Below are 14,901 nucleotides of genomic sequence, written 5' to 3'. Positions count from 1 at the left end.
CGGGTCAGCGGGCGGCGCGGTTCTTGGTGTGCTTCGTCGGCGCCGCGGCCCAGGGGTCCTCGGGCCAGGGGTGCCGGGGGTAGCGGCCGCGCATCTCGGCGCGCACCTGGGCGTAGGGGCCGGACCAGAAGGAGGCGAGGTCGTCTGTGACGGCGAGCGGACGCCCTGCCGGGGACAGCAGATGGAAGAGCACGGGGACGCGGCCGTCCACCAGCCGGGGGGTCTCCGCCCACCCGAAGCACTCCTGCAGCTTCACCGCGACGACCGGGCGTGCGGTCGGATCCCCGTCGGGTTCCGGGTAGGTGATGCGCACGCGGGAACCGCTGGGCACCTCGAGCCGTTCCGGGGCGAGCGCATCGAGGTGCGCCGCTTCGGGCCAGGGCAACAGGCGGCGAAGGGCGGACGTGAGGTCCAGTCGGCCGATGGGGGTGTCGGATGCCAGCGCGTCGAGCTCCGGTGCCAGCCATGCGTCGAGGGATTGGAGCAGACCCGCGTCCGACACGTCGGGCCAGGGATCGCCGAGCTCCCGTCGCAGCAGTGCGAGACGGCGCCGCAGGGCATCCGCGCCGTCGGACCACGCGAACATGCCGAGGCCGTCGCGTCGGAGTGCTCGGCCCACGGCATCCCGGCCTTCCGAGGCCGCGGCGCGCACCGGCACCGATGACCGCAGGATCGCACCGATCCGGCGTTCGCGGCGGGCCTGCACCCGACCTCCGACGAACTCGGCCTCGACACGGTCGGTCATCAGAGGGCCCGACGCACGCTCCATCTGCTCCTCGGTGAGCACCGCTGCGGAGCGGATGACCGCACCGGAGCCGGCTGCCGCCCGGGACGCGGCTCGGGTGACGTCGGCCACGGCGAGCCATTCCGACGCGGCCAGAGCGCCGCTGACGCCGGCCCGGGTGCCGGAGGCCAGCAGGAAGGTCGCTCCCGACCCGGTGCGTTCGACACGGTGAGCGACGCGCTCGGGGAAGGCCAGCGCGATGAGGAGACCGACGCCGTCGAGACCGGCGCGGGTGTCCGGTGCCGGAGCGACCAGGCGTTCCAGACGGCGCGCGTCCTCGCGCCACCGCCGGGCCTCGGCCGTGCCCTCTCCGCGCAACGCGACGAGAGCGTGGGCGACGTCGGCGTCCGGGACGCGCTGGTCCCCGCCGAGAAGAGCCACGACCTCGGCCGCGAGCCGGCTCCCCACCACGGGACCGCCGTCCCGCAGCGCTCTGGCCAGCCGCGGATCCGTGGGGATGCGTGCCAGCGCACGGCCTTCTTCCGTCGCTCGACCGTCGTCGTCGATCGCCCCGAGAGCGCGGAGCACGGCGACGGCCTCGGCGAGGCGGTCGGCTCGCAGCGGTTCGATCATGCGCAGGCCCGCACCGCCCGGCGCACCCCAGCACGCGAGGAGGAGGGCGGCGTCGGTGAGGTCGGCCGTGGCGATCTCCGGGGAGGGACGCGCGGGAGCCGCAGCGTACGTGCGCTCGTCGACGCAGCGGATGACGGTGCCGGGGCCCTGGCGGGTCGCGCGTCCGGCACGCTGCACACAGGAGGAGCGGGAGGCGGCGGTGGTGACCAGACCGGTCATCCCGCGGGCGGCGTCGCGCTGCGGCTGCCGTGCCAGGCAGCTGTCCACGACCATCCGCACCCCTGGCACCGTGAGAGACGACTCGGCGAGGGAGGTGGTGACGATGATGCGGGGAGGCTCTTGCGGCGCCCGACCGCGGATCACGGCGTCCTGCTCCGCGGGGGAGATCTGGCCGTGCAGCTCCCGCACGTCGAAGGTGCCGTCCAGCGAGCGGACGCGTCGGGCGATCTCCGACACCTCGCGGGCCCCGGGGGCGAAGACCAGCACGTCGGCTTCGGGGTCCGCATGGACCAGCTCGGCGGCTGCGGATGCGGTGACGCCGGCGAGGTGGTCGAGGAATCCCCGGGTGACACCCCGCTCGTCGAGGCGGGGCAGGGGACTCGGTGCCCAGCGTTCGGTGAGGGGGAACGCCGGGACATCGTGGTCGACGATCGGCGCGGGAGCCTCCTCGGTGCCGATGACCGCGGCGATCCGGTCGGCGTCGAGGGTGGCGGACATCGCGATGACGACGAGGTCATCTCGCAGCTCGCGCACCTCCGAGAGCAGGCCGATGAGGAGGTCGGTCTCGAGGGCACGCTCGTGCACCTCGTCGATGATGACCGCACTCACGCCGTCGAGTCCCGGGTCGTCGAGCATCCGTCTCAGCAGGACTCCGGCTGTGACGAACTCGACCCTGGTGTCGGGCCCGGCGGCGCGCTCGCCGCGGACGGTGAAGCCCACCCGGGAGCCGAGCGGGGAGCCGTCGAGCTGTGCGAGCCGGCGGGCGGCGGCGCGCGCGGCGACCCGGCGCGGCTGGGTGACGATCACGCGACCAGTGCTTCGTGAGGCGAGAAGCGGTGGAACGAGAGTCGTCTTGCCCGTGCCGGGCGGCGCGGTCACGACCACGGATCCGCTCGCGTCGAGGGCTGCGGAGAGCTCGTCGAGCGCGCCCGCGAAGGACAGACCGTCGCCGATGGCGGTGAGGTCGAAGGCAGCGCGGGTCACCCGTCCAGTCTGCCCGGTCGATCGACGCCCGGAGCCGTTCACAACTCAGGAGATGCGGGGGGATTCGGAGCACAGAGAGGGATCGCCGCGTCCGTCCCTGCCGATCTCCTGAGTTGTGAACCGGCGGAGGCGGTGCCCGACGACAGACAGCGGATGCCGCGACCGTGTCGGTCGCGGCATCCGCTGTCCTGTGCTGCTTACTCCGCGTCGGGAGCCGCGGGAGCGGGCGGCGGCGGGGTGGTCGGCGTCGAGACGCGGGGTGCGGGCGGGGGAGTCGATGCTTCGGCGACGCCCGCTCCGAAACCGCGGCCGACGGCCTGCCCCTGGATGATCCCGGCGAGGTCGAGGCCGGTCGCGGAGTGCACGCTGTCGAAGACCGAGCGCATCGCCTTCGCGCTGTCGGCGCCGACGACGTTCGACGCGCCGTCCTCGGCGGACCCGCCGACGATCGAGACGCTGCCGATCGCGGCGTAGCCCTTGGCGAACTCCGACATGATCGACGGCAGCACTTCCAGCACGCGCTGCGAGAGGAAGGCGTCCTGGTTGGAGGCGATGGCCTTGGCCTCGGCCTCGACCGCGGCTGCTCGGGCCTCACCCTCGGCGCGGATCGCCTCGGCCTCGGCGTTGGCGCGCAAACGACGGGCTTCGGCTTCCGCCTCCGCCTGGGCGCGCAGCGCGTCGGCGTCACCGGTGGCCTTCGCGATCGCGGCCGCCGCCTCACCGTCGGCGCGCGCCTTGTCGGCCTGCGCCTGCTGCTCGGCGATGCGCGTGCGCGCCTCGGCCTGCTTGACCTGCTCGATCGCCGCCGCCTCGGCCGCGCGCTCGCGCGTGTAGAGCTCGGCCTGGGCGCGGGTCTCGGCCTCGTACCGCTGCGCGTCCGCGACGCGCTTGACGTCGGCGTCGAGCTGCGCCTGCTTGTTCTCGGCCTGCTGCTGCAGCACGGCCTGCTCGGCCTGGGCGCGGGCGAGCTGCTCGGCCTGCTCCGCCTCGGCACGCGCGCGGCCGATGCCGGCGTTGGCATTGGCGGTGTTCGTGTCGAGCGCGGTCTGCTCGACGAGGTTCGCCTCCTGGTTGGCGATGTTCTTCTGGTTGATCGCGCGGTCGGCGTTGGTCTGCGAGATCTCCGCGGCCTGGCGCTTCGCCTGGATCTCCGGGGCACCGAGGGACTGGATGTAGCCGACCTTGTCGGTGATGCCCTTGATCTGGAAGGAGTCGAGGATGAGGCCCTGCTCGGCGAGCTCCTGGGAGACGTCGGCGGCGATCTGGTCGGAGAACTTCTTGCGCTCCCGCATGAGCTCCACGACGGAGAGCGTCGCGACGATGCCGCGCAGGGCACCCTCGAGCTGCTCGGTGGTGAACTGCTCGATGGCCTTGTCCTGGGAGGCGAAGCGCTCGGCGGCCCGGCGCACCAGCAGCGGGTCGGAGCCGATCTTCACGATCGCGACGCCGTCGACGTTGAGGGTCACGTTGTCGAGCGACTGCGCCTCGGCGTTGAGCGACACCTGCCGCGACCGGAGGGAGATGATCTCGTGGCGCTGGGTGATCGGGTTGACGAGCGACTTCCCGTTCACGATGACCGTGACGGGCGATTCCGACATCTCCGAGCTGCTGGTGCCGTCGGCGCCGATGACGGCACGCTGCACCTTCTGCTTGCGTCCGGAGATGACGAGCGCTTCGTCGGCACGAGCGACCTTGATCCAGCTGCGTGCGAACAGCAGCAGGATCAGCAGGACGACGATCGCGGCGACGACCGCGATCCCGACGATGGTGAGGATGCCGATGATTCCGGCGATCTCCATGGATGACCTCCCTGGTTCCCCCCCGAGGGGGCGGTCCGATATGCCCACAGTCGATGTGGGCGTGCGCAACCCACCCTGCCAGAAAAGCGAAGCCCGCCACCGTCGGGGCGTCATGATCCCGTCGTCGGTGGAGACGTCACCGACCGCGGCGACTGTGGAGGAGCGTGCGGATCAGCGGGTGCGGAGCTTCTCCGCGAGGTCGCGCAGCAGACGCAGCTCCTCGTCGTCGAGGCGTGACATCCGGTCGGCGATCGACCGGCCGTGCACCGTCGCGAGTGCACGGAACGCCCGGGCGCCTTCGTCCGTCGCGCGGATCAGGGCGCCGCGGCCGTCGTCCGGGTCGGCGCATTTCGCGACCAGCCCCCGGGTCACCATCCGGTCGACGAGGCGGGAGACGCTCGGCTGGCTGATGAGCATGTTGGCGGTGATGTCGCGCAGGCGGGCGGTCATCTCCGGCGAGCGCGTGACAGTGAGCAGCACGTCGTACTCGGCCTGCGTGATATCGCCGGTGTCGAAGTCCGCCGCCATCTCGGTGAACAGTTCGTGCTGCGCGCGGAAGAGGCTTTCCCAGGCCTCCAGCGCGAGCTTCCGATCGGTCATCCTCACAGAGTACCGGGCGCAGTAAAGGGCCGGTCGGAGAGGCTCCCGACCGGCCCTTGTCCCTTGCACCAAGAGTGTCCTGCAATCACATGCGGTGGATGCCACAGCAAACATTCACCGTGCGATCACTGTATAACGGCGAGGTAACGAATGCAACGGTTTGATCACGATGAATCGGGCGGATACTGGAGGGGACGGTTTCGAGAGCCCCCGCCTCCGCACCGCGCGGCAGACCTCTCGAACGCCAGGAAGAAGATGCTCATGAAAGCTCTCCGCTACGTCGAGATCGGCAAGCCCCCGGTGGTCGTCGACATCCCGATTCCGAAGCCCGGCCCCGGACAGGTCCTGCTCAAGATCACCGCGGGTGGTGTCTGCCACTCCGACGACTACGTCATGGGGCTCCCCGAGAAGGACTACCACGAGCAGGGCTATCCGCTCCCGCTGACGCTCGGGCATGAAGGCGCCGGCATCGTGCATGAGATCGGCGAGGGTGTCGACTCGACCCTGAAGGTCGGGGATGCCGTGGCCGTCTACGGGCCGTGGGGCTGTGGCCGCTGCCACAACTGCTCGATGGGCAAGGAGAACTACTGCACGAACGCCGCGGCCGAGGGCATCCGTCCTCCTGGCCTGGGCAGCCAGGGGTCGATGGCCGAGTACATGATCGTCGACGATGCGCGCCACCTCGTGCCGCTCGGGGACCTCGACCCCGTGCAGAACGTCTCGCTGACCGACGCGGGGCTCACCCCGTACCACGCGATCAAGAACTCGCTTCCGAAGCTCGGCGCCGGCACAGTCGCCGTCGTGATCGGCACCGGCGGGCTCGGCCACGTCGGCATCCAGATCCTCAAGGCCATCTCGGGTGCCACGGTCATCGCGCTGGACGTGAACGACGAGAAGCTGAAGCTCGCCACCGAGGTCGGCGCGGATCACGCGCTGATCAGCGACGCATCGGCGGCCGAGAAGATCCGCGAGCTCACCGGCGGTCTCGGCGCGAATGCGGTGTTCGACTTCGTCGGCGCGAACCCGACGATCGCCCTGGCGCAGAGCGTGGCCGCGCTCGAGGCCGACATCACGATCGTGGGCATCGGCGGAGGCAGCATGACCCTCGGCTTCGGCTCGATCGCCTATGACGCGGCCGTGCGCATCCCCTACTGGGGCTCGCGCGCCGAGCTGATCGAGGTGCTGGACCTCGCCCGCGCCGGCAAGATCCACGTCCAGACCGAGAGCTACACGCTCGACGACGGCCCGAAGGCATACGAAGACCTTGCGTCGAACAGCATCCGCGGACGCGCCGTCATCGTCCCCTGACACCGGCCCCGAACGCCCGGGAGGGATCGTCTCCCGGGCGTTCGTCGTTTCGGTGCGCCCTCAGCCGCGGCGTCGCCGGTCGGCGAGGAGGGCGAGCGCCGCATCGATCGCGCTCGCCGACGCGTCGGGGGCCACGCGCACGAGGGCGAAGGCGGAGACCACCAGACCCGTACAGGCGTCCGCCAGGGTGTCGACCTCCGTTCCCGCCAGCTCGGGGAGAGCGGCCTGGATGCCGCGGGCGAACGCTGCGCGGAGCTCCGCGCGATAGGACGCCACGACCCGGGCGACCGCGTCGTCGGTGCCGATGGGGGCGGCAGCGGTGTTGACCAGCAGGCAGCCGCTCGTCGCCGGGAGGCTGCCTGTCGTCAGCAGGGCTGCACGCAGTCCGCCGAGATAGGTCTCCAGGGCCTCCGGTGCCACGACCTCGCCCGTCAACGGGGCGAGGCGCGGGCGGATGACCTCGTCCAGGTAGCTCTCGACGGCGGCGTCGAAGAGTCCGCGTTTGGAGCCGAAGGCGTGATAGATGCTGGAGCGGCTGAGGCCGGTCGCGCGCTCGAGCTCCGGCAAGGGCGCGCTCTCGAAGCCGCGCTCCCAGAACACGCCTCGTGCCGCGCGGACCGCCTCTGCGGTGTCGAAGGTTTGTGTGCGCCCCATCCGCCCTGCTCCCGCTCTTTTGTGAATCGCTTGATCCAGTATATATTGGAACGACCGATACAGAATGCGCGGCCCCGCCGCGTCGAAGGGGGGACCGCCATGGTCATCGCAGGACTCGTGCTCACCGGCGTCGCGGCGCTCGTGCACGTCTACATCTTCTGGCTGGAGTCGTTCGCCTGGACCAGCGCGCGCGCTCGCCGCACGTTCGGCACCGGCACGACGGAGGAGGCCGCACGACAGAAGGAGCTCGCCTTCAACCAGGGCTTCTACAACCTGTTCCTCGCGATCGCCGTCCTCCTCGGCATCGTCCTCTTCGCCACGGGGGCGACGGCCGTCGGCGCGACCCTCGTCTTCACCGGCACCGGATCGATGGTCGCCGCGAGCCTCGTGCTGCTGCTGTCGAGTCCCGACAAGGCGTCCGCCGCCCTGAAGCAGGGCGTCATCCCGGCGCTCGGCGTCATCGCGCTCGCCATCGGCCTCCTCGTCTGAGCCCGGCCGCAGCCCCCCAGATCCTCACGAAGGAGAGAAATGTCCCACGCCATCAGCACCCAGATCCAGCTCGCCCGCCGCCCCGAGGGGTGGCCGACCCACGACGACTTCCGCACCGTCGAGGTCGAGCTGAGCGGTCCGGCGCCGGGGGAGGTGCGCGTGGCGAACGAGTTCGTCTCCGTCGACCCCTACATGCGCGGGCGGATGAACGACGTCCGCAGCTACGTCGCCCCCTACGCCCTCGACGAGGTCATCGCGGGTGGCGCCATCGGCCGGGTCGTCGCCTCTGCGGCGGATGACCTCCCCGTCGGCACGGTCGTGCTGCACCAGCACGGCTGGAGCGATGTCGTGCAGGCGGACGCGTCGACCTTCCGCGCCGTGCCCGAAGTGCCGGGCATGCCGCTGTCGCTGCGCCTGCACATCCTCGGCATGACCGGCCTGACCGCCTACGTCGGTCTCACCGCGATCGCCGGACTCGCCCCGGGCGACACCGTGTTCGTCTCCGGCGCCGCCGGTGCCGTCGGCACGGCTGTCGGTCAGATCGCCAAGCTCCTCGGCGCGGGCCGCGTCATCGGCTCGGCGGGCTCGCCCGAGAAGGTCGCCCTGCTGACCGAGAAGTACGGCTACGACGCGGCATTCAACTACAAGGACGGCCCGGTGCGCGAGCAGCTCGCCGCCCTCGCGCCCGAGGGTGTCGACGTGTTTTTCGACAACGTCGGCGGCGACCACCTCGAAGCCGCGCTCGACGTGATGAACGACGGTGGCCGGATCGCGCTGTGCGGCGCCATCACCAGCTACAACACCACCGAGCGCGTGCCCGGGCCCGACAACATGGCGAACATCATCACGCGCGCGCTCCGTCTCCAGGGCTTCACGCTGGCCGCGTACCTGCACCTGTCGCCGGAGTTCAGCGAGAAGATGACCCGCTGGTTCGCGGAAGGGCGGATCGCCTACGACGAGACCATCGTCGACGGGATCGAGAACACGGTCGACGCGTTCCTCGACATGATGCGCGGAGCCAACACGGGGAAGATGCTCGTGCGCGTCACGCCCTCCGCCTGACGTCCGAAGCGGGCCGCCAGTGCATTTGAGATATATTGCTTGAGACGTAGAACTTCACTCTCCATGACCCCCACTGGAGGCAGTGTGACACTCTCTGGCGGCCCCCTCGAACGCCGGTCGATGAGCGACGAGGCTTTCGTGCGCCTGCAGGATGCGATCATCAGCGGCGAACTCCAGCCCGGCGAGCGCCTGCGCGACTACGAGCTCGCCGAACGCCTCGGCACCTCGAAGACGCCGATCCGTCACGCCCTCGACCGCCTGGCCGACAACGGCCTCGTCGAGATGCAGCGCAACCGGTACACCCGTGTGGCTCCGATCGATCTGGAGCGGGTGCGCAACGCCGTCGACCTGTTCGGCGACATCTGGATCGGCTCGGTCCGTCACGTCATGCCGGTGATCCAGGACGACGACGTGGCCTACCTCGTCGAGCTTGCCGACGACATGGCGGCGTCGGTGCAGGCGCGGGACATCATCGCGTTCGGCGCGGCCCTCCGCAGCGCGGCGACGGGTTTCGCCCGGATCGAGGGCAACGCCACGCGCGCCAACTCCATCGAGCGCCTCGGCCCGCAGATCCGCCGGTTCACCCAGCACGCGAAGGACGCCGTGGACTGGTCCGCCGTCGAGGAGTTCGTCGGCGCGATCCGCGAGGCGACGTCGGAGCGCGACGCGGTCAAGACCCGTGCCGTGCTGGTGACCTTCTTCGACGAGACGCTCCCGGCGATCATCGATCGGGCCGAGCAGTCAGGACTCGCCGAGATCTCGGAGTGATCGACCGCTGACGAACGAGGGCGACCGCACACCGCGGTCGCCCTCGTCGCGTCTCGGCGCTACGGCGTGAGGCGATGGAGGTCGCGGGGGAACAGCGTCACCTCGCGGACGTTGGCCGCCTCGACCAGGCGGCCCACCCAGCGCTCCAGTCCGATGGCGAAGCCGCCGTGCGGAGGCATCCCGTGCGCGAACGCCTCCAGGTAGCCGGCGTACGCCGAGGGCGATTCTCCTCGCGCCTCGATCGCGGCGGCGACCTCGCTGTGCCGATGCAGCCGCTGTCCGCCGGTCACGAGCTCCAGACCGCGGAACAGGAGGTCGAAGCTGTTGCTCCCCTCCGCGTCGTCGGGCTGCGGATGCGTGTAGAACGGGCGCTTGCGCATCGGGTAGCCCTCGACGGCCAGCACGTCGCTGCCGAACTCCTCCTTCGCCCACGCCCCGAGCACGCGCTCGTGCGCCGGGGAGAGGTCGGGCTCGTCGGCCGGAGCACCGACCCGGCGCAGCGCGTCGCGGAAGTGCACGACGGGGATGTCCTCGGGGATGACGGGGAGCGTCACGTCGAGCAGCGCGAGCTCCTCCGCGGCGTCGGTGCGGATGCCGTCGAGCATGCCGCGCAGCACGGCGCCGAGGAGGCTCAGGACGTCGCGATGGTCGCGGATGAACCCGAGCTCGACGTCCAGCGACACGTACTCCGACAGATGCCGCACGGTGTCGTGGGGCTCGGCTCGGAAGACCGGTCCCACCTCGTAGACGCGTTCGAACACGCCGACGAGCTGCTGCTTGTAGAACTGCGGGCTCTGCGCGAGGTACCCGGTCCTGCCGAAGTAGTCGACGGGGAACACGTTCGCCCCCGACTCGGTCACGGTGTCGACGATCTTCGGGGTCTGCACCTCGGTGAAGTCCGCGGCGTCGAGCACCCGGCGGAACGCACGCACGCTCGCCGCGGCGATCTGCCAGGTCGCACGGCGTGCGGGGTGGCGCCAGGTCACCGCCGCGTGGTCGAGCAGTGTCGGCAGGCTCGTCTCGAGCGTCGGGCGCCACAGCTCCACGACCGGCGGTGCGGCCGGCTCCGACAGGCTCTCGATCTGCGGGTCGACGATCTCGACGCCGCCGGGGGCCTGCGGGTTCGCGGCGACGGTCCCCGTCACGCGGACCACGGTCTCCTCCGGAGGGAGGCCGTCCGCTGGATGTTCGGCGGGACGGACCACGACCTGCGCGAGTCCGGAGCGGTCGCGGACGATCAGGAACGCGACGGTGGCGAGCTCCCTCCGCCGATGGACATGGCCGAGCAGCGTGACGCGGCGGCCGGGGACGATGTGCACGAGCTCCGCGGCGAGAGTGCGGGCGGGGTCGGGTGATCTCATTTCTCCTCCAGGTTGTGGGAGCCCTGGAGGTGTGGGCGGGGGCCAGATCGCGGTGCCACCACACCTTCGCCGGTGAGAAGCCGGCCTCTCGTCGGTACGCCGGACGCGCGGGGACCGCCTGCCCGGAGGCCGGGGGTCGTCACGCCCCGGCGGTCGCCGCGTCCAGTCTAGGGGCGTTCTCGGCAGATCCACAGAATCGCTCGGGTGCCGTCTCGTACCCTGGATTATCCAAGGGGAGTACTCCGACACGGTCGGGTCGTCATTACGGATGCGTCTGCATCCCGGCCTACCGGTCCCGCTCGGGATGGGGAAGACTTTGGCGCTGTTCCGTCACGCCCGAGTCTGGAGTACCCGTTGGAAATCACCCCTTTGATCTGGGTCATCACGATCGCGGTCACCATCGCGTTCTTCGTGTACGAGTTCTTCGCGCACGTCCGCAAGCCGCACGAGCCGAGCATCGGCGAGTCCGCACGCTGGTCGATCTTCTACATCAGCCTCGCGCTGCTCTTCGGCGTGGGCATCGGCATGGTGTCCGGCTGGACCTACGGCGGCGAGTACTTCGCCGGCTACCTCACCGAGAAGGCGCTGTCGATCGACAACCTCTTCGTGTTCCTCATCGTGATGACGGGCTTCGCGGTGCCGAAGATCTATCAGCAGAAGGTGCTGATGATCGGCATCGTGATCGCGCTGATCCTCCGCGGCATCTTCATCGCCGTCGGTGCGACCCTCATCGAGAACTTCTCCTGGATCTTCTACGTCTTCGGCGCGCTGCTGCTCTTCCTCGCGTACCGCCAGGCCTTCAGCAGCCACGAGAGCAACCCCGCGAACGGCCGCTTCATGACGTTCGTCCGTCGTCACCTCCCCGTCAGCGAGGAGTACAACGGCGACAAGCTCACGGTCGTCCAGAAGGGCAAGCGCTACGTTACGCCGATGCTGCTGACGATCATCGCGATCGGCTTCATCGACCTCGTCTTCGCCGTCGACTCGATCCCCGCCATCTACGGCCTCACCGACCAGGCGTACATCGTCTTCACCGCGAACGCGTTCGCGCTGATGGGGCTTCGGCAGCTGTACTTCCTCATCGGCGGGCTGCTGGAGCGCCTGGTGTACCTGGCCCAGGGCCTCGCCGTCATCCTCGCGTTCATCGGCGTGAAGCTCGTGCTGCACGCCCTGCACGTCAACGAGGTGCCGTTCATCAACGGCGGTGAGCCGATGCTGTGGGCGCCCGAGATCCCGATCTGGTTCTCGCTGCTCTTCATCGCCGCGACCATCGCGGTCGCCACCGTCGCGAGCCTGATGAAGACGCGCCGGCACCGCAACGCCGTCTCTTCCTCGACCGATTCCACCCCCACCATCGACAAGGAGCACTCTTGAGCGCGCAGCGCTGTTCTGACTCTTCGGACTCTGACAGTACGAGCACCCGGTTCATCCCGGGTGCTCACCCCGCCACCGAGGAGGTCGCCCGCTGATGGGCGATCTGCTCTGGAACATCGCCCTCGTCCTGCTCTTCGTGCTGATCGGCGGTGTCTTCGCTGCGACGGAGATGGCCCTGGTCACGCTGCGTGAGAGCCAGCTCAACGCGATCGCCGCTCGCGGCCGTCGCGGAGCGAAGGTCGCCGCCCTGGCCCGCAACCCCAACACCTTCCTCTCGGCGGTGCAGATCGGCGTGACCGTGGCGGGCTTCGCGTCCGCCGCCTACGGCGCGACCTCGATCGCGCCGTCCGTCGCGCCGCTGCTGGAGGGCTGGGGTGTCGCGCCTCCGCTTGCGATGACGCTCGCCACGATCGTGCTGACGCTGATCATCGCGTACCTGTCGCTCGTGCTCGGCGAGCTCGTGCCGAAGCGGCTCGCGATCCAGCGCAACGCGCAGTTCGCGTACGCCGTGGCGCCGGCGCTGAACGGCTTCGCGACCGTCATGCGCCCGGTGATCTGGCTGCTGTCGGTCTCGACGAACGCCCTCGTCCGCGTGCTCGGCGGCGACCCGCACAAGACGAGCGACGAGCTCACCGACGAGGAGGTGCGCGACATCGTGGCGACCCACCAGGGCCTGCCCGACGACGAGCGCCGCATCCTCGACGACGTGCTCTCCCTGCGCGGACGTCAGGTGAGCGAGGTCATGCGCCCGCGTCCCGAGGTCGTGGCGCTCGACGAAGCGGCGACCGTGGGGGCGGCGATGGAGCAGGTCCGCGAGCTGCCCTTCTCCCGGTACCCCGTGTCCCAGACGTCGATCGACGACATCACCGGCTTCGTGCACGTGCGCGACCTCTTCGAGGCTGCGGCCGACGATCCGGAGCGTCCGCTGCAGGGGCTCGTCCGCGACATCCCCTACATCCCGTCCACCGCGCGGGTGCTGCCCACCCTGACGCGCATGCGGGCGGAGGGGCACCACATCGCGGTCGTCGTGGACGAGTACGGCGGCACCGATGGTCTCGTCACGCTGGAGGACCTCGTGGAGGAGGTCGTCGGCGAGATCTTCGACGAGTATGACGCCGAGGTCTTCATCTCCGCTGACGACGGCTTGGACGGGCGCCTCAACCTGCAGGACTTCGAGGAGGCGACGGGGCTCGCGATGCCCCGGGGGTCTTCCGACACGATCGCGGGATTCGTCACCGAGCAGCTCGGCCGGCTCGCCGTGGTCGGCGACACCGTCGAGGTGCCGGGCGCGACCATCCAGGTGGCCGAGGTCGATCGGCGGCGCATCGCGCGGGTGCGCGTCTCGATGCACACCGATCCGGGTGCCGAGCGGGGCACCGAGGACTGACGGGCAGCAGGGTGACGGGGCGCGTCAGTCGCGCGCTCCGCTGCCCAGCTCGCGCAGTCCGTCGCCGAGGACCTCGGTCAGGAGCTGGGCGTAGCGGCCGTCCGGATCGAGGTCGGGGTCGAACACGGTGATGCTCGCCCCGATCGCCTGCGGGGCGAGGGCGCGCAAAAGGGCGGTGAGCTCCGCGGCATCGAGGCCGCCCGGATCCGGGCTGTCGACGGCGGGCATCACCGACGGGTCGAGCACGTCGACGTCGAGCTGCAACCAGTAGCGCCCGCCGGCGGACGCGGCGGTCTCAGCGGCGACCGCGTCGGCTCCTCGTGCCAGGACGTCGGCCGCCGGCGTGACGCGCGCGAGGAGGCCGCGGACCTCCTCCTGCTCCTCGTCGTCGTCGCGGTGCCCGATGTGGGCCGTGCGGGTGGCGGAGAAGTACGGCGCGAGTCCGTCGATGTCGGCGATCGCCGGCCAGTGCTCGCCGACGGCGGCCGCCAGCGCTTCGCCGGCCACGCTCGCGCACTCGTCGCTGTTGCCCGGGTGGCGGAAGTCGGTGTGTCCGTCGATGTGCACGAGGCCCGCGCCTCCACGGCGCTTCACGGCGATCCCGGCGCCGACGAGGATGCCGCAGTCGCCCCCGATCACGAGCGGGGCGCGGCCCTCGTCGAGGACCTCGCCGATGCGCGAAGCCAGGCGGAGGGAGTGGTCGACGAAGGCGGCCTCGTTCCGCACCCGGCCGGCGGGCCGCGTGGCGTCGTCGTCCACGTAGCGTCCGGCGAGCACGATGCCGCCGTCGCTCGCGCCCTGATCGGTGAAGCGCCGGAACAGCCCCGCCTCCCGGAACGCCTCCGGCGCCTTCGCGGAGCCGGGCACGCTGCCGGGCTCCGGAGGGCGCAGGCCGAGATTGCTGGGAGCCGACAGCAGTGTGATCATGCGCTCATCCTGCACCGGGCGTCCGACATCTCGCCGCTCAGCGGATGGCGTAGACGGCGCTCCCCACGATCACCGCGATGACGGTCGTCCAGCCGATGATCGCGACGGCCTGCCACACGAGGATGCGCCCCTTGCCGATGCCGGACGCGGCGAGCATCGTGGCGGTGAAGTGCGTCGGCAGCAGCAGCGGTCCCAGCAGGCTCACCCCGGGGACGCCGTAGCGCTCGAACGCGCGCTGGAACTTCTCGCGGCGGGCGGACCCGCGTCCGGTCTCCACCGGGACGCCGTCGGCCTCCAGGCTCGTCCCGCCGCCCACCGTCACCGGCTGCTTCGCCCGCGAGCGGTCCACGATGGCTCGGCGGGCGCCCGCGCTGGCGAGCACCAGGATCGCGACGCAGAGGAAGTTGCCGACCATCGCGGCGATGGCCGCGACCACGGGCGGGATGCCGCCGAGGATGCCGATGCTCGCGGCACCCTCGCCTTCGACGAACGGCACCGCTCCGGCGAGGGCGACGATGAGGGGCTGGACGAGGTCGGGGACCTGGGCGACGAGGCTCTGGAAGGTCTCGATGAGGTTCATGGGGGAAGCTCCGGGTGTCGGTGCAGACGGTC

The 14,901-nt window shown here is 70.6% G+C and carries 13 protein-coding genes; 6 read left to right on the top strand and 7 right to left on the bottom strand.

What is annotated here, in order from left to right:
* Nucleotides 1-4: 4 nt before the first annotated feature.
* The 3 genes from hrpB to DW296_RS04725 form a co-directional block, all read right to left on the bottom strand.
* Nucleotides 5-2,560 (bottom strand): ATP-dependent helicase HrpB, encoded by a 2,556-nt coding sequence (hrpB, locus tag DW296_RS04735; protein ID WP_136051301.1) that lies wholly within the window; start codon nt 2,558-2,560, stop codon nt 5-7.
* A 197-nt stretch (nt 2,561-2,757) separates the two neighbouring features.
* Nucleotides 2,758-4,359 carry an SPFH domain-containing protein gene (locus DW296_RS04730; protein ID WP_136051300.1) on the bottom strand — a complete coding sequence of 534 codons (1,602 nt, stop codon included), beginning with the start codon at nt 4,357-4,359 and terminating at the stop codon, nt 2,758-2,760.
* A gap of 171 nt (nt 4,360-4,530) precedes the next feature.
* A complete protein-coding gene (locus DW296_RS04725) occupies nt 4,531-4,959 on the bottom strand; it encodes a MarR family winged helix-turn-helix transcriptional regulator (RefSeq protein WP_025104537.1) in 429 nt (142 codons plus the stop codon).
* 261 nt (nt 4,960-5,220) lie between these two features.
* On the opposite strand from DW296_RS04725, the gene DW296_RS04720 reads away from it, so the two are divergent.
* Entirely contained in the window at nt 5,221-6,267 is a 1,047-nt protein-coding gene (locus DW296_RS04720; RefSeq protein WP_136051299.1) for an NAD(P)-dependent alcohol dehydrogenase, read from the top strand.
* A 60-nt stretch (nt 6,268-6,327) separates the two neighbouring features.
* Here the strand turns inward: DW296_RS04720 and DW296_RS04715 are convergent, their stop codons facing one another.
* Complete coding sequence (locus DW296_RS04715) at nt 6,328-6,921, bottom strand: TetR/AcrR family transcriptional regulator (RefSeq protein ID WP_136051298.1); 594 nt, start codon at nt 6,919-6,921, stop codon at nt 6,328-6,330.
* 99 nt (nt 6,922-7,020) lie between these two features.
* Here DW296_RS04715 and DW296_RS04710 point away from each other — a divergent pair, with 99 nt between their 5' ends.
* The 3 genes from DW296_RS04710 (at nt 7,021) to DW296_RS04700 (ending at nt 9,240) form a co-directional block, all read left to right on the top strand.
* A complete protein-coding gene (locus DW296_RS04710) occupies nt 7,021-7,410 on the top strand; it encodes a DUF1304 domain-containing protein (protein ID WP_136051297.1) in 390 nt (129 codons plus the stop codon).
* Nucleotides 7,411-7,449: 39 nt separating this feature from the next.
* On the top strand, nt 7,450-8,472 hold the full coding sequence (locus DW296_RS04705) for an NADP-dependent oxidoreductase (protein ID WP_136051296.1): 1,023 nt from the start codon (nt 7,450-7,452) through the stop codon (nt 8,470-8,472).
* Nucleotides 8,473-8,592: 120 nt separating this feature from the next.
* Entirely contained in the window at nt 8,593-9,240 is a 648-nt protein-coding gene (locus tag DW296_RS04700; protein WP_060921379.1) for a GntR family transcriptional regulator, read from the top strand.
* A 59-nt stretch (nt 9,241-9,299) separates the two neighbouring features.
* Here the strand turns inward: DW296_RS04700 and aspS are convergent, their stop codons facing one another.
* On the bottom strand, nt 9,300-10,601 hold the full coding sequence (gene aspS / locus DW296_RS04695) for an aspartate--tRNA(Asn) ligase (protein WP_136051295.1): 1,302 nt from the start codon (nt 10,599-10,601) through the stop codon (nt 9,300-9,302).
* Between the two features lie 354 nt (nt 10,602-10,955).
* Here aspS and DW296_RS04690 point away from each other — a divergent pair, with 354 nt between their 5' ends.
* Together DW296_RS04690 and DW296_RS04685 are read left to right on the top strand one after the other, a co-directional pair.
* Nucleotides 10,956-11,975 (top strand): TerC family protein, encoded by a 1,020-nt coding sequence (locus tag DW296_RS04690; RefSeq protein WP_025104510.1) that lies wholly within the window; start codon nt 10,956-10,958, stop codon nt 11,973-11,975.
* Nucleotides 11,976-12,069: 94 nt separating this feature from the next.
* Nucleotides 12,070-13,362, top strand: a complete 1,293-nt coding sequence (locus DW296_RS04685) for a hemolysin family protein (protein ID WP_029989632.1) — start codon at nt 12,070-12,072, stop codon at nt 13,360-13,362.
* A gap of 24 nt (nt 13,363-13,386) precedes the next feature.
* Here DW296_RS04685 and DW296_RS04680 read toward each other — a convergent pair whose 3' ends face one another.
* Both DW296_RS04680 and DW296_RS04675 read right to left on the bottom strand, forming a co-directional pair.
* Nucleotides 13,387-14,289 carry an arginase family protein gene (locus DW296_RS04680; protein ID WP_136051294.1) on the bottom strand — a complete coding sequence of 301 codons (903 nt, stop codon included), beginning with the start codon at nt 14,287-14,289 and terminating at the stop codon, nt 13,387-13,389.
* Between the two features lie 37 nt (nt 14,290-14,326).
* Nucleotides 14,327-14,869: a small multidrug efflux protein gene (locus tag DW296_RS04675; protein ID WP_136051293.1), complete on the bottom strand. Its 543-nt coding sequence runs from the start codon at nt 14,867-14,869 to the stop codon at nt 14,327-14,329.
* Nucleotides 14,870-14,901 lie beyond the last annotated feature (32 nt).

The organism is Microbacterium sp. K36, from assembly GCF_004794355.1.
GTDB classification, from domain to species: domain Bacteria; phylum Actinomycetota; class Actinomycetes; order Actinomycetales; family Microbacteriaceae; genus Microbacterium; species Microbacterium paraoxydans_D.
The sequence above is the reverse complement of the archived record's forward strand: the minus strand, read 5'-3'. Positions and strand labels throughout refer to the sequence as shown.